Source organism: Haloterrigena alkaliphila, from assembly GCF_017352155.2.
GTDB lineage: Archaea > Halobacteriota > Halobacteria > Halobacteriales > Natrialbaceae > Haloterrigena > Haloterrigena alkaliphila.
This window is the reverse complement of the sequence record NZ_CP071462.1, coordinates 3,135,316-3,154,070: the sequence shown is the minus strand read 5'-3', so window position 1 is coordinate 3,154,070 and position 18,755 is coordinate 3,135,316. Positions and strand designations below refer to the sequence as shown.

Here is an 18,755-nt window from a genome sequence, read left to right as displayed (position 1 = left end):
GTTTGAGAGTCGAACTCGAGCGCTGGAGGCGACTGCGACCGGGCTACGCCTCGGCGACGGCGAGCATGTGAATCGAAAGGTCCGCGACGACCGGGTCGTCGGCGGTTCGTCGAACGGTTCGCTCGAGCGCCGACAGTTCCGCCTCGGTGACGGTCTCGAGGTCGGTCCTGAGCCGTTCGTCGTGAAGCGGCGACGCGAGTCCTTCCAGCCCGGCCGTCGTCACGACCTCGAGTCCGTTCCGGGACAGGAGCGATTCCAGTTCCGCCCGCCGGAAGAAGTGCGTCGCGGTGAACTCGTTCTCGTAACCGTACCGCTCGAGCAGCGCCGAGGTATAGTCGCCGTGCTCGAGCAGGTCGGGGAGGGCCTCGAGATTGTGACCGGTAACGAGATAGAGCTGGACGGCCCCGAGCAGTCCCATGACCGAGACGATCACCGGCGAATCGGGACGACTCACCCGCCGCAGTTCGCGGACGGCCCGCTCTCGATCCGGTTCCGAGAGGACGTGGGAGAGCGGCCCGCCGAGACAGCACGTCGCGTCGAAGGCGTCCGCGGAGAGCCCGATATCCGTGATCGATCCCTGTACCAACGTCACTCGCGACTCGACGCCACGTTCGCGAAGTCGGTCTCGAGCGACGGCCAGTTGGCCGCGACTGAGGTCCACCATCGTCACGTCGTACCCCTGCTCGGCCAGCCAGATGCTGTACCGCCCCGCGCCCCCACCGGCGTCGAGCACCCGGCCCGACGACGGGAGGTGGTCCTCGAGAACGTCGACCGTTCCCGACAACTCGAGTTCCCCGTCGATTCGACCCTCGAGGCGGTCCCACTCGCGTTCGGCGTACTCGTCGTAGAACGACTGCGGGTCGTCGGTGTCCTGCGTTGGCTCCCCTGTCATACGGTCGACCTACTGGTGACTAAGACACCCGTCCGATATGAGAGAACCGATAGAAGGGGACTGTGCGATCGACGGCGAGAGATCGGCGGGAGACCGCTACGCCGACTCCGCTGCCGCCGTCCGCAACTCGCTGGCCCGCGAGCGCGCCTGCGAGACGACCGCGGGGCGGGCCTCGAAGGAGACGACGACGTCCTCGTCGCCGTAGGTGACGTCCTCGACGTTCGCGTTGTCGTGGAGCCACGAGACGACGCTCATCGTGTCGTCGGTCATCGGCAGGAGGAGGCGTTCTTCCTCCCAGTCGGGCAGTTCGCGATCGATGCGCTCGAGCAGCGCGTCGACGTTCGTCCCCTCGTGGGCGCTGACGGCGACGGGGTTCGGGGCGAGCGCCGAGAGCGCCTCGCGCTTCTCGGCGAGTTCCTCGTCGTCGACCCTGTCGATCTTGTTCAGCACGGTCACGATTGGGGCCTCGTTGCGCTCGTAGAGCGTGTCGTGGCTGGTGACGAGTTTCTCGTGGATCTCGTCGATCGGTTCGCTGACGTCGACGACGAGCAGGACGAGGTCGGCCCGGTAGACCGAGTCCAGCGTCGACTTGAACGACTCGACCAGCCAGTGGGGCAGGTCGCTGATGAATCCGACGGTGTCGGTCACCAGCACGTCGCGGGGCTCGATGGCCGCGCGGCGGGTCGTCGTCCCGAGCGTCGTGAACAGTTTGTCCTGAGACTCGGCCGTCGCGTCGAGGTCGGGGTGGAGATCCTCGTTCTCCTCGACGGTCAGGTCGTCCGCGAGCTGTCGCAGCAGGGTCGACTTGCCGGCGTTCGTGTAGCCCGCCAGCGCGACCAGATCGAAGCCGGAGTCGCGCCGGCGCTCCCGGCGGTGCTCCTCGGTCTGCTCGATTTGCTCGAGTTCGTCCTTGATCCGGCTGATCTGGTCCTTGATGTCCCGCTCGCGGCTCTCGTCGTACTCGCCCAGCCCCATGAAGCCGGGGTGCTCGTCGCGCTTGGCGAGGCTGGTCTTGGCCTCGGCGCGGGGCAGTTCGTACCGGAGTTCGGCCAGTTCGACCTGCAGCTGGGCCTTGCGGGTCCGGGCGCGCTGGCCGAAGATCTCGAGGATCAGCGTGAACCGGTCGATCACCTCGGCGCCCTCGGGGAGCAGTTGCCCGAGGTTGTACGTCTGGTAGGGGCCGAGCCGGTTGTCGAAGATGACGGTCGTCGCGTCGGCCGCGGCGACCTCGTCGGCGAGTTCCTCGGCTTTCCCTTCGCCGAGTTGCAACGCGGGGTCGGCCGTCCGCGACTGGGTTATCTCGCTGACGACGGTGTACCCCGCGGCTTCGGCGAGGTCGCGGATCTCACTCGTGTCGGGCACTCCCGAATCGACGCGCTTGGCGATGATTGCTCTCATGCGGATAACAAGGCGTGATGGTGGTCACTCGGACGCGTGCGTACGCGGCGACGCGAGACGCGTCGCTGACCGGTCCAGCGATTCGCCACTCCGAGCCGTTGCTCGCGACGGCACCGCGCGCGACGGAACGGGTGCCCGACCACGCTAGGGATGCCGGCCGAACACCTCCGTTGGCTGGAGACGCGTGCGAGTCATACGCGACCGTACGCGCCGGATCGTCTTGAATCCCTTGCCACCGCCTCACAACGTGGTCGAGGCCGCAACCGAACGCGGCCCGTCCCGCGGTCACGTCTCGTCACCCGGCGCCGGCGAACGGCCATCCCGGAGTCGATCTCCTCGAGACCTCGATCAGACGCGGCCCGCGGACCAGCATCACGGCCCACTGATCACCAGCACGCAGATATTCACTCCGAGAAACAGGTTCCCGGCGTACGAGGTAGCCCGTTCTCGATTAGAGACTGTAAAGAAGCCACAACAGTCATTGTATCAGACGACAATACGAATCCGTGATGCTAGACGTCGATCCGACGACGACCGGTCTCGAGTTCGGCGGCGGGGCGGTCATCGGCGGCGTACTCGGATTCGCGACGAAACAGGTCGCGAAACTCCTCGCGATCGTCATCGGCGCGCAGTTGATGGCCTTTCGCTACCTCGAGTCCCAGGAGATTCTCATCGTCGACTGGAACCGACTCACCGCGGGCCTCGTCGGCGCGCAGGAACATGCACAGGAAGAGATCCACTGGCTCGAATCGATGCTGTCGATGGTGTCGGTCGGCGCCGGATTCACCAGCGGCTTTCTAATCGGCTACCACCGTGGATAGTCGGTGTCGATCCGGCCTCGGTGGCGTTCACCGGGTCTGCAGGTCGTCTTTGTCCTTAATAATCTCCGTCTCCGCCTCGCCGCTCGAGTGTTCGTTGACGACGTCGTAGAAGTCGTTTTGCATGCCCGCGGGGAAGGTGAGGACGCCGATCCACGAGCCGTCGTTCTGCCATTCCTCGCGCTCGAGGTCCCCGAACTGCCGCACCTGCGCTTGCGCGCTGCCGGCGTAATCGGCGGGGATCTGAACGGCGACAGTTACCTCCTCGAACCGGATCGGAATGACCGGTCGCAGGGCGTCGAGCGCGTCGTCGACCTGCTGCTGGACGGGTTCCATCGGGTCGACGGTGAAGCCGGCCTCCTCGAGGGCGTTCTCGATGCGCTCGGGCGGATGGGGGGCGTTGTCCATCTGGGGGTTGACCGCGTTGCGCGTGATCGTGTCGATCAACTGCTTGCGCTTTTGCTCCTGCATCTCGCGGCGCTGGTCGGCCGTGATCTGGATCTCCCCTCGCTTGATCACCTCGGGGATGATCTCGAGCGGATCGGTCGTGTCGAACACCGTCTCCAGATCCTCCTCGGCGGGGCGGTCGCCGCGAGAGGCGTCCTCGAAGACGTCTTCGGCGGCGATCACGTCCTCTAACTCGCCGTCGAACTCGTCGCGTTTGATCGCCAGCGCCGCGTCCGGGTCGACTAACACTTCGAAGCGCGCCCCGTGTGACTCGAGTCGCGCCGTCACCGCCTCGTCGAGTGATATCATACCGGGGAGTACCCCCGGCCGACTAAAAGAGCTTTTCCTGACGGGCGTCGGTCACGACCGGCTGAGCCAGCGTCGGCCGGTGCCCGGTGGCCTGTGGCTGGTGGCCGGTTGTCGGTACCGGTCGGATCGAAGCCGTCGGTAACTCGATTACTCCTCGGGCTCTTCCTCGTCGTCGTCACCCTCGTCGAGGATGTCGTTCTCCTCGAGGTGGGACTGGATCCGGTCGTAGTCGAACTGCTCGAAGGACTCGCTCTCGACGTCGATCGTCGCGAGGCCGACCTCCGTCGGGAGGAGCGAGCCGTCGTTGACGGAGGCGAGGGCGTCGAGCGCGAGCGCGATGCCGCCGTCCAGATCGGCTTCCTCGTCGTAGTTCTCCTCGAGGTAGTCCTGGAGTTCGCCGCGGTCGGCGCCGACGGCCAGGGCCTTCCACTCGTAGGGCGTGCCGGAGGGATCGGTCTCGAACAGGCGCGGTTCGCCGTTCTGAATCCCGCCGACGATCAGCGCGACGCCGAACGGACGGGCGCCGCCGACCTGCGTGTACTGCTGGATGTGGTCGGTGACCTCCTTGGTCAGCGTCTCGACGCCGATCGGCTCGCCGTAGCGGAGCTGGTTGACCTGCGTCTGGCGGCGTGCGAAGTCGATCAGCTGGCGAGCGTCGGCGACGTGGCCGGCGCTGGCGATGCCGATGTGGTCGTCGGCCTTGTGAATCTTCTCGACGCTCGAGTCCTCGAGCAGCGGGGAGGGGACTCGTTTGTCGACGGCGAGAACGACGCCGTCGCTCGTTCGGACGCCGATGCTGGCTGTTCCTCGCTTGACCGCCTCGCGAGCGTACTCGACCTGGTAGAGTCGGCCGTCGGGCGAGAAGATCGTGATGCCGCGGTCGTACGCCTGCTGTTGGGCTTGTCCCTGCATAGTATCACGCTAAATCGTAATCGAGGTCTGTCGCACCCGCGAACGCCTCATCGAGTCGCCGGTCTGCACGCCATTCCCGCAGGACGGCGACCCGCTCCTCGTTCCCGAACACGACGTTTCTCTCGTCGGAAACTTGCCGGCCGCGTCCTAAATAGTTTTCTTACCGCGATGGCGGTTCCCGTAGGCGAAGACTCAAGGTATTCGGAATGCCGTCGATGCAAGAAACGCCGCATCCGACAGTCCAACTCACCGTCCGTCAGTTTCTGACGAACTTCTCGTCGGCGGCCCGGATCGTCCCGCTGATCCCGCGGACTCGGAGGCCGACGGCGTCGCCGTCGATCTCGTCGATGCAGGCGAGGGCCGCTCGAGCCGGGTCCGTCTCGCCCCGGCGAACGCGAACGATCGCGTCACCCGACCCGTCGTCGAATGCGAACCTGACAACGGTCATATCGGCGCGGGCGCTACCCGGATCGCCCAGCAGGTTCTGGGCCGCGTACCAGCACTCGCGCTGGAACGCCCGGCGGTCGATCGCGGCGCCTGGCCGCGTCTCGAGACTAACGGCGAGGTAGCGCCAGCGCGGCTGGAGGTGCTTCGGGAGGTGTTTCATCGGTGGGTTATGCGTCCGTCGCTGGGTCGTCGTCGGTGACCTCCTCGGCTACGGGCTCCTTCTCGTCGCTCTCCATCCCGCCAGCCGCGGAGGTCGACGATCGCTCTGCGACCAGTACCCCGACCTGGTCGTGGACGCGCTCGACGGCGGTCAGCGAGAAGCCCGCGTCGGTGAACGCGTCCGCGAGCACGCCGACCGTCGCGGGGTCGTCGACCTCGGGCGAGTAGAAGGGATCGTCGGGATCGGGCTCGCCGAAGAACATCACGTCCCCGAGGACGAACTTCCGGGGCTCGAGGTCGGCGATGACCGCGATCGCTTCGCGCTTCTCTTCGTCCGAGAGGTGGTGGAGCGCGAAGTTCGAGGTGACGACGTCGACGGGACCGTCGTAGTCGGGTTCCCGGAACGTACCGCGTCCGAACTCGAGGTTCACGGACTCGTGAGTCCGTGAGCCAGCTGAATCGCTCTGCGATTCAGCGCTGTTCGTGAGTCCCACCTCCTCGGCCTTCGCTCTCGCCTCGTCCATCATCCCCTCGCTGATGTCCCGGCCGACGACGCGCTCGGCGTCGGACGCGAGCGCGAGCGCGATGGCGCCGGTGCCCGTCCCGAGGTCGAGGACGACGTCGTCCTCGTCGGGTGCGGCGTGCTCGACGACGAGGCTCGCGCAGGCGCGGTACTCGTCGGACTTCGACTCGTCGTACTCGCCGGCCTTCTCGTCGAATCGGGCGGCGTGGTCCTCAAGGCTCTTCTTCATACCTCCCCCGTTGGACCCCCGGCTCAATGAACGACTCGGAGTCGATCCGTCGGTTTCGGTCGGCGAGGCGGCCCCATTCCGTCAGCCCCTCCTCGACGAACTCGCTCGAGAGGCCGATCTCCTCGCCCAGCGCTTTCAGTTCCCGGGGTGCACGCACCTCGAGGTGCGAGCGCGGGTCCGCGCTCACCACGTAGGGCGCGTCGTAGTAGGTGACGATCTCTTCGAGTTTGCCCAGCGACTGGAGGGTCCTGACCCGGCGGCCGCCGCTGGATCGGAGCACTCCCGAGAGGGTGAACTCGAGGCGGACGCCGTTTTCGGCGGCGGCCTTCACCAGCACGTGGTTGACGTCGCCGCCGTCGGCCATCGGGTGGGCGAGCACGTCGACTTTCTCGTTCTCGACGGCGAACCGGTTCAGCGCGTTCGAGCCGCCGTGGACCCCCAGAACCGTCTCGGTGGTCCGGTAGTTGCCCACGGAGCCGCTGGCCTCCTGCGGATCGTCGGCGCGGATCTCGAGGCCCTCGACGACGTCGATGCCGTACTCCTCGCGGATCGCCGCGGCGTCGTAGTCGGCTCGAGCGTCGTGGTGGTTGCGCACGACCACGCCCTCGAAGCCGTAGTCGGCCGCCGTCTCCGCCAGTCGGGCGACCGTGCTCTCTCCGTCGGGACGGGCGTGGACGGCCTCGTACATACTCGAGTCGTCTCACGGCGGCGACTTGGGGTTTGCGCCACGGATCGAACAAATCCTACGGCCGGGAGCACGCTCGCCGAAACTCGGCGAGCGTGCGACTCGGGGAAGGGCAGGCGGTCACCCGATATGGCCGCGAGCGACCGGAGGGAGCGAGCGGGCCGACGACTGATGTGAGTGAGGACCGGAGGGACGAACGAACGGAAGGAGGAGTGCTTTTGATCAACCTTTTACCGAGTGCCGGCGCGCCGTGCGGCAGCGTAGCTGCCGTCGGCGCGAAACAAACGCAGCGTAAAAGGTTGGCTAGTTGAGTATGCTCTGCGCCACCGTCGCGAGCTGCCCGTTGTCGGCTTCCTGCAGGCGGTCGTCGCCGACCTTGAGGCGCAGGCGCGGGCGGCCGACGTCGATGGGGACCTTCTCGGTGTCGATCAGGCCCATATCCTCGAGTTTGGTCTTCGTGCGGCTGAACGTCGCCTTCGAGGCGATGCCGACGTCCTCGCCCCACTTGCTGATGTCGTAGAGCAGGGCTTCGTTCTTGGCGGCCACGAGCAGCGAAATCGTCACTTCGTCGAGTCCGTCGCCGTCGCCGCGGGCGGTCTCGAGCGAGTTGAGGATCGCCGTGAAGTCGTCCTCGGCGTCGGGACCGATCTCCTCGGCGAGGGTCTCGCGGACGGCCGTGATCGGCGGGGTCCGGAGGTTGAACTCGGCGGCGTCCTCCCAGCGGGCCGTGTACGTGTCGTAGGTGTCCTCGACGAAGCTCTCGTCGTCGGTGACCAGGCCGCCGACGCGGTCGCCGGCGTGGACGACCGCGATGACGCGGCCCTCGGTGATCAGCAGCGAGTTCTCGGGGGCCTCCTCGAGCGTTCGCAGTGCCAGCACGTCGTCGCTGATGAGGTCCGCGGCGTTCGAGGCGACGATGAAGTCGTCCATGACGTCTTTCAGCGTGCGCTCGTCGGCCAGCATGTGTACCGACGGGCGCTCGCCGTCGAAGTCGGTTGCGACGGCGACGAACTCCTCGATGGCGTCCGCCGACGGGTTGACCATGTAGACGTCCCCGGCCGCGTCCTCGAGCACGGAGTCGAGGATATCGTCAATCTGATGGTTGAGTAAATTCGAGGTCATGTCTATACAGAAGTAAACGTACGGATATTACTTAATTTTGGTGGCCGTTTGCACAGCAGAACAACTCGTTCGACGGCAACGACGGTAACTTTCGACCAGGCAGTCGTCAGTTTTCCAACCTATCCGCGCGAAATCTGATGCGCGTTCGACCCGTAACTCGTGACTGTCGTGACTGCGGACGGATCGTCTCTCGGCGGGTGCGACGGGTACCGTCAGACACTGGTCGCCCCGCTGACGATAAATATATACCGTAGATATGTTATTGTAGTATCGTATGGGTGGCAGACACACGCGACTGTGGTGGGTCACGCGAGAGTTACTCGTCCGTGCACGAACAGCCGAGGCGACGGATCGACCGGCGATGCGTACCAAGCGTGTCAGTACCTACGGCGGGCCGTAGGTCGTCAGTTCGCGAAACGCGGCGCCAACTCCGTCGACCAGTAGACGTCGCCGTTGTAGATCACCGACGCTTCCGTTTCTTTCAGTAACGTCGCCAGTTCCGGTTCGGTGACGGTGAAGTTCGACTGGGACCCACAGAGGTAGGCGTACTCGTTGTCCTCGACGTGGGGGAAGTAGTACGACCCGGTGACCCGCGTCGAGTAACAGTCGAACGTGACGAGATACTCGGCCCGCTGGTCCCCGAGTTCCTCGAGCGTGATCGTGATGGGGACGCGGTGTTCGCCCTGCGTCAGCGAGTGGGTCCCGTCGCCGACGACCGCGTAGTCTTTCCCCATCATGATCCGTCGCCGGGCCAGTCCCAGCGCGCGCTCGATGCTAAAGCCGTGGACGAGGAGTTTGGCGAAGGTCGATCCGACCTTGACGGCGTGGTCGTTGAGCACCTTGCTGAAGGTGACCGCGCCGGCGACGCTGCCCTTCTCGACCAGCCCCATCCCCTCGTAGTAGGAGCCACAGGCGTTGAGGAAGAACGTCTGGGCGTTACAGCGATCGAGGCTGGTCGTCGAGAGGAAGCCGTCCGGGCAGCGCAGCCCGTCGGTCTCGCAGTGCCCGATGTAGTGGACGAAGTCGTGTTCGTCCTCGAACACCCGCGCCAGTTCGGCCGTCGACAGCGACTCGTCGACGGTCACGTCCATCGCCAGTTCCTCGGAGCGCTGGCGGTATATTTCGGCGACGTCGTCGTGTTCGCCCGCCATATCGGGGTCGTTCAGGACGATGCAGATCGACGTCGAGCCGCTCGAGCGCTCGAGGTAGTCGAGCCGGTTGTGGTAGGCCTCGGGCGTCGTCTTGAAGACGTCGATCGGGACGCCGTCCGCGAGCCAGCCGTGAACCCGCCCGTTGCGGAGTTCGGGCTTGACGATGTCGACGGAGGCGACCTGGCCAGTACTGGCCCTGATCGCGCGGCCGGCGCGGGTCGGATCGCCGCTCCCCCGGTAAAAGTCCTCGAGGGAGCGCTCGACCAGCTCCTTCCCCTCGAGTTCCGACGTTCGCGGGGTGTAGATCATGCTCATCCGGTCGAGGAGGAAGGGCAGCGACTCGACGCTGTCGAAGCTCGGGCAGACGTACGTCGAGAGGTGCCAGTCGGGAAGCCGGTGTTCGATCGCGGCGTGGGGGACGTCGAGATACGTCGCGAGGCGCCGCTGTGGGCTCGCGTCGTAGAGGGCGTCGGCGTCGAGGTCGAGCACGTCGAGGACGTTCACCTCCGAGAGGTTCGTCCCGTAGGGGCCCGCGTTGCGGACGAGACAGTCGAAGAAGAACGCCTTTCGAAGCAGGCGCTCGACGTCGCGCTCGAGGGCGGGCATCGGGGAGAGCCGTTTCTCGATCCCGAACTCCGGCAGCCGAAGGACGGCGTGTTCGGGGCTCGTTTCGGGCGGCGCCCGCGGTTCGACCGCCGCCTGGAGGTAGTAGGCCAGCGGTGCGGTCACGAGCAGCGACTCGTAATCGGGCGGGACGACCAGTTCGATGCCCGAGGTCGAGAACTCCTCTCGAATGCACTCGGGTATCTCGAGGCTGTCGCCGGCCTCGAGCAGGGACGGGTGGCCGCGGAGGGTCGGATAGGTTCGGTCCGGGCCGTCGGTCTTGTGCGAGGAAGCGAGGTGGGTGATCGCCGCCGCGATTCCCTCGGGCGCGTCGGGGACGGTGATCGTCCCCGCGGGGAGTTCGTGGTGGCTCCGGAAGCCGACGATGACGCGGACGCGATCGGGGAACGAGACGACGGTCTCCTCGAAGTCGTCGGTCTTCTCGATCGTCGCCGCGCCGGAAAACCGGAGGTACGTCTTGATCTCCGTGTCGATATCGACGACGTACTCGCCGGGCGTCAACGAGAGCGGCGACCCGTCGGGATCGAGTTCGTACTGCTCGTCGGAGCCCAGCGAGAACGCGTAGGCGACCGCGTGGGGAAATCGGAGTTCGTCCGTCGTGACCACGACCGTCTCGTCGATCGGCCGTGGGATGTCGGGCGCGGAGCCGTCGACGACGAGATCGGCACCCTCCACTGCCAACTCGGTGTTGTCGGCGTCGGTGACCCGGAGGGTATCGTCGTCCACCGCCCACTCTATCATTCGGTACGCTGAATGTTCCTCGAGAAAGTTAGTTGTATCGGGTGGCCAACAAACGGACAGTCACGGAAACGAACGGCTTTCGACGGCACCCCACCGGATCCGGGCGATTCCCGCGGATTACCGCGGGTGGAATCGGGCGGCGACCGGAAGTGGCTCGACTTGCCGAAGACGGGTACACTTATACAGTCGCCAGCCGGCACATCGCACATGGAACACGAGCACGTCCGGGACGTCGATCCCGCCGTCGCCGACGCACTCGAGGGAGAGGTAGATCGCCAGCGAGAGACGTTGCAGATGATCGCCAGCGAGAACCACGCCAGCGAGGCGGTCATCGACGCACAGGGCAGCGCCCTGACCAACAAGTACGCCGAGGGCTACCCCGGATCGCGCTACTACGGCGGCTGCGAGTACGCCGACGAGGTCGAAGAACTCGCCATCGACCGCGCGACGGAGCTGTTCGGCGCCGAGCACGTCAACGTCCAGCCCCACTCGGGCACGCAGGCCAATCAGGCCGTCTACTTCGCGATGCTCGAGCCCGGCGACAAGATCCTCTCGCTGGACCTCAATCACGGCGGTCACCTCAGCCACGGCCACCCGGCGAACTTCGTCGGCCAACTGTACGAGGTCGAGCAGTACGAGGTCGATCCCGACACGGGCTACCTCGACTACGAGGGGCTGGCCGAGCACGCCGAGGAATTCGAACCGGACGTCATCGTCTCGGGGTACTCCGCGTACCCCCGCGAGATCGAGTGGGAGCGCATTCAGGAGGCCGCCGACAGCGTCGGCGCCTACCACCTCGCGGACATCGCCCACATCACGGGCCTCGTCGCCGCCGGCGTCCACCCCTCGCCGGTCGGCATCGCGGACTTCGTCACCGGCTCGACCCACAAGACGATCCGCTCGGGTCGGGGCGGCATCGTCATGTGCGACGAGGAGTACGCCGACGACATCGACGCGGCGGTCTTCCCCGGCGGACAGGGCGGCCCGCTCATGCACAACATCGCCGGCAAGGCCGTCGGCTTCAAGGAGGCCCTCGAGCCCGAGTTCGAGGACTACGCCGAACAGACCGTCGCCAACGCGAAAGCCCTCGGCGAGAGCCTCACCGAGAACGGCCTCTCGCTGGTCTCGGAGGGCACGGACAACCACCTCGTGCTCGTCGACCTCCGCGAGAGCCACCCCGACACCTCCGGCGGCGACGCCGAGGAGGCCCTCGAGGAGGCCGGCATCGTCCTCAACGGGAACACGGTACCCGGCGAGACGCGTTCGCCGTTCGACCCCTCGGGTATCCGCGCCGGCACGCCCGCGCTGACGACGCGAGGCTTCGACGAGGACGACTGCCGGAAGGTGGGCGACCTGATCGCCCGCGTCGTCGACGCGCCCGAGGACGAGGCCGTGCTCGAGGAAGTCCGCGCCGAGGTCGCGGACCTCTGCGAAGCGAACCCGCTGTACGAGTAATCGACTACGGGGCGTCTCGCCGATCCGATCCCCTCGCCCGCAAACGGACGCGGTCGGCGTTCTATATCCCGTTCTCTGCCACGTCTGAATTGGCAAGCAGCACCGTCAACTGTGCCACGCGGTGCCGTCCGACACGGACTCGCGCCCGGTCGTGCTCGGGCGAGGAGTCCGCAACCGAACCGGACCGTTCGCGACTCTCATCACGATACACACCACCATGAGCGACGAATCGAGGTTCGACGTCAGCGCGGACCGAGAACCGCTCGAGGAACTGACCGTCACCGAAGACGAACCGCCATCGATAGTCGAACTCGCCACCGACGGCGGCTCGACGGACGACGAGTAGCGCCCTCTCGGCGCCTCGAGTCCGACCGACGGGACTCGAGGTCACCGGTCGCACCGTCGACCGACCGACCCTGTCACTCGCCGGCACGCGCCTTTTCCACCGGCTGGCCGTACCGCCGCGCATGGCTACGAACCCGACCGGAACCCTCACGGACGACGATCGGCTGCTCGAGCTCCGCGAGACCGAGGCCACGACGGCCTCGGAACTGGCCCTCGAGTTGACCCCGGTCGCCGAGTTCATGGACGCCGCGGCCGGCGACCACGTCGACTGGGCCGTCGACGAGCACGAGGGCGAGCCGATGCTCGTTCTCAGCGGAATTCCGGACGCACAGACCGGCGACGCGCCCTACCCGCGACAGCTCCGCGAGGAGGACGGCGAGATCGTCGCACCCGTCCCCGACCCGCTGGTTCGCGCGGCGCCGCCCGAGGGGTTGGGACTGGACCTCGAGTCGTACGACGCCGATCGACCGCTCCTGTTCGACGCGATGACGGCCGCCGAGACGATCGGGGTCGTTCCGGTCCGGTTCGACGACGGCCAGCCGTTCCGACCCGAACCGTCGCCGGAGACGCCCGACGACAGCGATCCCGTCGCGGAGGAGACCATCGCGCACGAGCGCGACGCCGACCCGGCGCCGCGCCCCGAGCAGATGGACGCGCCGATCGACTCCATCGTCTTCGACGAGGTGATGGCCGACGCCCCGACCGACGTCCCCGCGGCCGACGTGATCGGGCTCCTCGAGGCCATCGAGACCCACGACGTCGTCGGTGCGGGCGATCACGTCGCCGGGAAGCCACCGCTGACGGTCGACGACCGGGCGGTCGTCCTGCTGGCGGACGACGCCTGGACCGAACGAATCGAGCCCGAACTCGAGGCCACCGGCGTCGACGTCGACGGGGACGCGCTCGAGGCCGCGCGGGAGGCCCACGAGCGACAGGCGCTGCGGTTGCTCGACGCCGCGGAGACGACTGAATACGGAAATCTCGAGACGGAGTATACGCCTGTCGTCACCGCCGAGCGCGACACCGCCGAGTGGGAAGTCTCGGAGCCGGGAACGGCCGATCGGAGTTGAAAACCCACTCCGGATGCCGGAGGCGGACCCCCGAACGCTGGTCCGCCTCAACCGTCCGGTTCAGCTACCTTTTTGTGGGCTGCGATTGGGTATCTCTCGCATGGGTGAGGATCCGGCGACGGCGATGTACCGCTCCCGAACCGACGCGCTGACGACCGACGTCGGCGAGGGGCGACCGGTCGTCTTCGCCCACGGGACGCTGATGGACCGGACGATGTTCGCGCCGCAACTCGAGGCCCTGCGCGACGAGTACCGGGCCGTCGCCTACGACCTGCGGGCGCGGACGGACCGATACGCGCCGGGGTACGATCTGTGGGACCTGACGGAAGACTGCGCGGCGCTGCTTGACGGGATCGACGAGGACAGCGCCGTCCTCGCCGGGATGTCGATGGGCGGGTTCATGGGCCTGCGCTTCGCGCTCGAGTATCCCGAGCGGGTCGACGGGCTCGTCCTGATCGACTCGATGGCGACGCCCCATCCCGAGGAGGAGCGGGCGGAGTACGGCGCCCTCGTGGAGCCCTACGAGGACGCTCTCGAGCCGATGCCACGCGAGATCGCCGAGGGGTCGGCGGCCGAACTGTTCGGCGAGACGACCCGCGCGGAGAACCCCGAACTCGTCGAGGCCTGGGTGGACCGCTGGGCCACCTACCCCGGACGGGCGGTCCACTACGAACTCAACTCGTGGCTCGGCCGCGAGGACGTGACCGATCGGCTCTCGGAGATCGACGTGCCAGTCCTGATCGTCCACGGCGAGGAGGACCCCTCGATCGCTCCGTCGCAGGCCGAACCGATGCTCGAGGACCTGCCCGACGCCGAGATGGAGGTGATTCCGGAGGCGGGCCACACCTCGAACCTCGAGCGACCGGAGCCGGTCAACGACGCGATCCGGAGCTTCCTCGACGAGCGCTTCTGATCGACGGCGGGCCGAATCGACGCAATAGCCGCGTTCTCGAGTTCCAATATCCACGTTCGTGCCCATTCGATTGCGTTCCGAGGGCGATTCTGGGCACGAACCCGAGCGTTGATTAGCCTCGCGGTCGGCCCTTCGAGTAATGACCGAGATCATCGACGGCGACGCCGTCGCCAGCGAGATTCGGGACGGACTGACGGACGCGATCGAGACGCTCGCCGACGCCGGCGCGCGGCCGGGGCTGGCGACCGTGCTGATGGGCGACGACCCCGCCAGCCAGACCTACGTGAACATGAAGCAACGCGACTGCGAGGAGGTCGGCATCGAGAGCCACCACGTCGACGTCGACGGGGACGCCCCGCCCGAGGACCTCTACGCGGAGATCGCCGATCTCAACGACGATCCCGAGATCCACGGCTACATCGTCCAGGCGCCGGTTCCCGACCACGTCGACTACCGCGAGGTAATCCGCCGGGTCGACCCCGCGAAGGACGTCGACGGCTTCCACCCCGAGAACGTCGGCCGACTCGTGGCCGGCGACGCTCGCTTCCGTCCCTGCACGCCCCACGGCGTCCAGAAGTTGCTCGAGTCCGCCGATATCGATACCGAAGGAAAGGACGTGACCATCGTCGGCCGCTCGGACATCGTCGGCAAACCGCTCGCGAATCTGCTGATCCAGAAGGCCGAGGACGGCAACGCGACGGTGACGGTCTGTCACTCCCGGACCGACGACCTCGCCGAAAAGACCCGCAGCGCCGATATCGTCGTCGCCGCCGCCGGCGTCCCGGAACTCGTCGACGGCTCGATGATCGGCGAGGGAAGCGTCGTGATCGACGTCGGCGTCAACCGCGTGGATGCGGACACCGAGAAGGGGTACGAACTCGTCGGCGACGTCGAGTTCGAGAGCGCGACGGAGCAAGCGAGCGCCATCACGCCCGTTCCCGGCGGCGTCGGCCCGATGACGCGCGCGATGTTACTATATAACACGGTCAAGGCTGCGAGCCTGCAGGAAGACGTCGACGTCGACCTTCCCTGACTGTTCTCTCGCTCAGTCCTCGAACCGGCCGTCGGCACTCACGTCTCAGTCCCCGAACCGACCGTCGGTTTCCACGTCGTCGAACTCGAGGTCCTCGAGTCGCTCGCGGGCCCGGGTGAAGGCCAGTTCGTCGCCGCGGAGCCCGTTGGCCAGGTCGCGGGTGGCCTCGATCAACCGATCGGCAGTTCGGGGGGAGACGTCGCCGTCGAGCATGCGGATTCGGGTGACGTGTCCGCCCAGCGTCTCGAGGGCGCCGCGTTCGGCGGCCGTCAGCTCGCGGTCTTCGGCCCACGTCCGGACGTCGCGGCGGTAGTCGCGCACGGCGTTAGCGGCGGCGAGCCCGCGGGCCCCTCGCAGCGTCGGGGGTACCTGATCAGCGGGTGGCCGCTCCCCCTCATCGGCGTCGCGAAGCAGGGCGAGGAAGTACAGTTCCTCGCGCTCCTCGAGGCTGATATCGCGGCGGACGAGGTCGGCGACGTGGAGGAGTTCGCTCGCGGCCAGGTAGGTGTCGTCGAGTTCACGGAGGTCGCCGGCGCTGATGAACCCGCGCCGGCGGACGTACTCGCGACACGCCTCGCGGGCGCGCTCCGCGATATCGTCGGTCGGGCGGTCGTCGATAGCGTTGCGGACCTCGGTGAGGTCGAACGCGACCTGCAGGTCGGTGTGTTCCGTGCGTTCGTCGACGCCGACGCTGTGGAGGCTCCCGCAGGCGGGACAGCCCACGCTGCCGGTCTCGTAGTACGACCAGCGAGTCCCGCACTCCTTGCACTCGCGCTCGCCCCGGATCTTCATAGTCGACCGTACGGCCGGACGGCTCAAAATAACCGCGGAGTCGGACGACGAACGCCGGTCGCTCGCCACGCCGACCTGTGTGGAAACCGAGGGGAGCCCGATCGATATCCGTGATTACCATCGCCACTCGAGACCGGACCGCCGCCGATCGTACACAGGGGGAACTGAGGGTGTGAGAGCGACGATTCCACCGATCAACCGCCGGATTTACCCGTCGAACGGTGTTCAACCGACGACGGTCTTGGATCTCTAGGCGACGTGCAATAGGTGATTAACGGGCGGCAGTTGCAGGCCGCACTGAAACCATCTGGAACCTCCTATCCAGGAATATGTCCGATTCAGAACTGAACCGACGCAAGTTCGTTGCCGCCACAGGTACCGCAAGCGCCCTCGTACTCGCCGGTTGTGCCGACAGCGGTCCCGGAAACGGTGAAAATGATAGCGAAGATGAAGGCGATACGGGCAACGGAGAGTCCGGCAACGAAACCGGTAACGGAATGGGAGACGAGACGTATACGCTGACGGTCACCGTCGAGGACAGCGCCGGGGAGTCCGTCGAAGGCGCGACCGTCACGCTCGAGGAAGCCGGCGGCATGCTGGGCGGCGACGAGGAAGGGAACGAGTCCGACAACGAAACCGACAACGAGACCGGCCTCGGCGGCAACGAGTCCGATAACGAAACCGGCCTCGGTGGCGACGAGAACGAGACGGAAACCGGATCGTTCATCCAGGAGGACGAGGAAGACGGCGGCCTCGAGGAGAACGACTCCGAGGGCAACGAGTCCGGACTCGGCAACGAAACCGAGGACGGGAACGAGACCGGCGGCAACGAGACCGACGGGGAAGACAGCGGACTCGGCGGCACGGAGGAGTTCCCGCGAGAAGAGGAGACCGACGAAAACGGCGAGGTCGAGTTCGACGAACTCGAAGACGGCGAGTACACCGTCTCCGCCGAGAACGAGGGCGAAGAGGCCGAAGACGACGTCGAGATCGACGGCGGCGACGAGGAAGTGACGCTCACCCTCGGCGAGGGCGGCATGGGCGGCAACGAGACTGGCAACGAAACCGGTAACGAAAGCGACAACGAGAGCGAGGAAGACGACGGACTCTAATCAGCGCTCATACCGGCAACGAACCGCAGCACTGACCTAACGGGCGGCTGATCGACCGATCGGCTGCCGTGTCCCATCCTTCTTCGACGCCACCGCCTCGAGTGGCAACTGCACTGAACTCGCGATCACAGCTGTCATTGCCTGTGTGGTCCCGGGCCAGCCCGCGCGATTCCGGCCCGGACTGTCCCACGAACAGTTTGCGAACAGTTGTCGGGCCGAAATAGATGGCTTCGCGCTGAAACTGCCCGCAACGATCGGATCGGCGCAGCTAATCACCTGTTACCGACCCGGTGGATCCGTGCGCACCTCGAGCACTCTCCGGCCGAGCCCCGCCGACGCGTGATCGAACCGGACCGGAGACGGCGCGGGTGATCGTGATTGCACGGGTATTCCACGTGATCGACACGCCGATATCGGTTCCGGCCCGACGCGGTCGGTAAAACCCACGCAGTCGGCGACCTTTTTCCGTCTCGCGCGCGTACCGGCGCATATGCGAGACGAAGAAGAAATCCGCGAGCAGTACGAGTTCCTCACCGAACACCTCGAGAGCGAAGACATGCGCCACGATGGCGTCAGAGAGATGTTCACCTACTACAAGCGGGCGATCGGGTGGGTGCTCGAGGAGGAACACATCTGACCCCGTACACGGAACGTATAAGTGGCCGATCCAGTGTCGTTACCTTTAAGTACACTCGGCGGAACCTTTCAGGTGACGCTTCGCTTGGAGGGCCGAAGCGTCAGCGGGGACCAATTCAGGGCGGCAAGCGATCGCGTGACACTTTTCCCGTCACGCGATTTGCTTTCCTGTTTCGACGACGATCGACTTCGTAGCGACCGCGTTCCCTCGCACAAACCAGCCGCGTTTTCGAGCGACAGCCACTCGAGTGATCACTCACCCGAACGATCGGGACTCTCTGGCGTTCTACTACTATAAAAATCCGGAACAGACTTTGGATGTACTGTAAACATGAATCGCACGTTACGTGAGGTCCGTCGTGAACCCATCACGGCCGTTATCATTCGAGTCGGCCCCAGACGAGGGGGCTCATCGGTAATATCCCTGTTTCGATCGAAACAACCCGATAGCCTTATTAAAATTCGACAGTAAGTGCAATTGGTACTTTCCCAATGTACGACTTGACAGGATTCCAGCGGGACTTGCTCTACGTCATCGCTGGCGAGGAGGAGCCTCACGGATTGGCGATCAAAGAGGAACTCGAGCAGTACTACGAGAAGGAGATCCATCACGGGCGACTCTACCCAAATCTCGATACCCTCGTCGATAAGGGCCTCGTCGAAAAGGGCCGCCGCGACCGACGGACCAACTTCTACACCCTCACCCGGCGCGGCCGCCGCGAACTCGAGGCCCGACGGGACTGGGAAGAACAGTACGTCGAACTGTAGGACGTGGTCCCGTCGCGACGGTTCGTCGCGCTCGCGGGTGCGATTCTCGGCGGCGTCGTCGGGCGCGTCTCCTGACCGCCCCTCGAGTCGCGTCTCGAGGAGTCCCATCGGCCGCGAAACGCGTTCGAACTGGGAATCAAGACCCTGTCGGCCGGTCCAGCGGGCCGTTTATAA

Annotated in this window: 18 protein-coding genes and 2 pseudogenes; 9 read left to right on the top strand and 11 right to left on the bottom strand. The window is 66.1% G+C overall.

Annotated elements, in window-relative coordinates; translation table 11 throughout:
- Positions 1-43: 43 nt before the first annotated feature.
- Positions 44-892 carry a class I SAM-dependent methyltransferase gene (locus J0X25_RS34230; RefSeq protein ID WP_207288360.1) on the bottom strand — a complete coding sequence of 283 codons (849 nt, stop codon included), beginning with the start codon at positions 890-892 and terminating at the stop codon, positions 44-46.
- A 96-nt stretch (positions 893-988) separates the two neighbouring features.
- The gene (gene hflX / locus J0X25_RS34225; protein WP_207288359.1) at positions 989-2,290 is read right to left on the bottom strand and encodes a GTPase HflX; all 1,302 of its coding nucleotides are present in this window, start codon (positions 2,288-2,290) and stop codon (positions 989-991) included.
- 509 nt (positions 2,291-2,799) lie between these two features.
- On the opposite strand from hflX, the gene J0X25_RS34220 reads away from it, so the two are divergent.
- On the top strand, positions 2,800-3,111 hold the full coding sequence (locus J0X25_RS34220; protein WP_207288358.1) for an FUN14 domain-containing protein: 312 nt from the start codon (positions 2,800-2,802) through the stop codon (positions 3,109-3,111).
- A 27-nt stretch (positions 3,112-3,138) separates the two neighbouring features.
- Here the strand turns inward: J0X25_RS34220 and J0X25_RS34215 are convergent, their stop codons facing one another.
- From J0X25_RS34215 to J0X25_RS34180, 8 genes and pseudogenes are all read right to left on the bottom strand, one after another.
- The gene (locus J0X25_RS34215) at positions 3,139-3,864 is read right to left on the bottom strand and encodes a ribosome assembly factor SBDS (RefSeq protein ID WP_207288357.1); all 726 of its coding nucleotides are present in this window, start codon (positions 3,862-3,864) and stop codon (positions 3,139-3,141) included.
- Between the two features lie 147 nt (positions 3,865-4,011).
- Positions 4,012-4,776, bottom strand: a complete 765-nt coding sequence (gene psmA, locus J0X25_RS34210; RefSeq protein ID WP_207288356.1) for an archaeal proteasome endopeptidase complex subunit alpha — start codon at positions 4,774-4,776, stop codon at positions 4,012-4,014.
- 4 nt (positions 4,777-4,780) lie between these two features.
- A pseudogene (locus J0X25_RS34205) lies at positions 4,781-4,936 on the bottom strand (Rpp14/Pop5 family protein); the annotation flags it as partial.
- 117 nt (positions 4,937-5,053) lie between these two features.
- Positions 5,054-5,383 (bottom strand): annotated as a pseudogene (locus J0X25_RS34200) (Rpp14/Pop5 family protein); the annotation flags it as partial.
- 7 nt (positions 5,384-5,390) lie between these two features.
- On the bottom strand, positions 5,391-6,134 hold the full coding sequence (locus J0X25_RS34195) for a class I SAM-dependent methyltransferase (protein ID WP_207288354.1): 744 nt from the start codon (positions 6,132-6,134) through the stop codon (positions 5,391-5,393).
- Positions 6,118-6,822, bottom strand: a complete 705-nt coding sequence (locus tag J0X25_RS34190) for an RNase P subunit p30 family protein (protein ID WP_207288353.1) — start codon at positions 6,820-6,822, stop codon at positions 6,118-6,120. Before J0X25_RS34190 ends, J0X25_RS34195 begins: the two co-directional genes overlap by 17 nt.
- Before the next feature lie 300 nt (positions 6,823-7,122).
- Complete coding sequence (tbsP, locus tag J0X25_RS34185; RefSeq protein WP_207288352.1) at positions 7,123-7,941, bottom strand: transcriptional regulator TbsP; 819 nt, start codon at positions 7,939-7,941, stop codon at positions 7,123-7,125.
- 404 nt (positions 7,942-8,345) lie between these two features.
- Positions 8,346-10,457, bottom strand: coding sequence for a hypothetical protein (locus tag J0X25_RS34180; protein WP_207288351.1), 2,112 nt, complete (start codon positions 10,455-10,457; stop codon positions 8,346-8,348).
- Between the two features lie 207 nt (positions 10,458-10,664).
- On the opposite strand from J0X25_RS34180, the gene glyA reads away from it, so the two are divergent.
- The 5 genes from glyA (at position 10,665) to J0X25_RS34160 (ending at position 15,273) form a co-directional block, all read left to right on the top strand.
- A complete protein-coding gene (gene glyA / locus J0X25_RS34175; protein ID WP_207288350.1) occupies positions 10,665-11,912 on the top strand; it encodes a serine hydroxymethyltransferase in 1,248 nt (415 codons plus the stop codon).
- 217 nt (positions 11,913-12,129) lie between these two features.
- Positions 12,130-12,258: a hypothetical protein gene (locus J0X25_RS39845; RefSeq protein WP_284145157.1), complete on the top strand. Its 129-nt coding sequence runs from the start codon at positions 12,130-12,132 to the stop codon at positions 12,256-12,258.
- A 121-nt stretch (positions 12,259-12,379) separates the two neighbouring features.
- Complete coding sequence (locus tag J0X25_RS34170; protein WP_207288349.1) at positions 12,380-13,327, top strand: hypothetical protein; 948 nt, start codon at positions 12,380-12,382, stop codon at positions 13,325-13,327.
- Between the two features lie 100 nt (positions 13,328-13,427).
- Positions 13,428-14,240, top strand: coding sequence for an alpha/beta fold hydrolase (locus tag J0X25_RS34165; protein WP_207288348.1), 813 nt, complete (start codon positions 13,428-13,430; stop codon positions 14,238-14,240).
- 139 nt (positions 14,241-14,379) lie between these two features.
- Complete coding sequence (locus J0X25_RS34160; protein WP_207288347.1) at positions 14,380-15,273, top strand: bifunctional methylenetetrahydrofolate dehydrogenase/methenyltetrahydrofolate cyclohydrolase; 894 nt, start codon at positions 14,380-14,382, stop codon at positions 15,271-15,273.
- A 45-nt stretch (positions 15,274-15,318) separates the two neighbouring features.
- Here J0X25_RS34160 and J0X25_RS34155 read toward each other — a convergent pair whose 3' ends face one another.
- Positions 15,319-16,065, bottom strand: a complete 747-nt coding sequence (locus tag J0X25_RS34155) for a DUF7117 family protein (protein WP_207288346.1) — start codon at positions 16,063-16,065, stop codon at positions 15,319-15,321.
- 329 nt (positions 16,066-16,394) lie between these two features.
- On the opposite strand from J0X25_RS34155, the gene J0X25_RS34150 reads away from it, so the two are divergent.
- The 3 genes from J0X25_RS34150 (at position 16,395) to J0X25_RS34140 (ending at position 18,581) form a co-directional block, all read left to right on the top strand.
- A complete protein-coding gene (locus J0X25_RS34150) occupies positions 16,395-17,177 on the top strand; it encodes a putative sodium/potassium/calcium exchanger (RefSeq protein WP_207288345.1) in 783 nt (260 codons plus the stop codon).
- Positions 17,178-17,667: 490 nt separating this feature from the next.
- Positions 17,668-17,814 (top strand): hypothetical protein, encoded by a 147-nt coding sequence (locus J0X25_RS34145; RefSeq protein ID WP_207288344.1) that lies wholly within the window; start codon positions 17,668-17,670, stop codon positions 17,812-17,814.
- Positions 17,815-18,305: 491 nt separating this feature from the next.
- Complete coding sequence (locus tag J0X25_RS34140) at positions 18,306-18,581, top strand: PadR family transcriptional regulator (RefSeq protein WP_121742850.1); 276 nt, start codon at positions 18,306-18,308, stop codon at positions 18,579-18,581.
- The last annotated feature ends 174 nt before the right edge of the window (positions 18,582-18,755 follow it).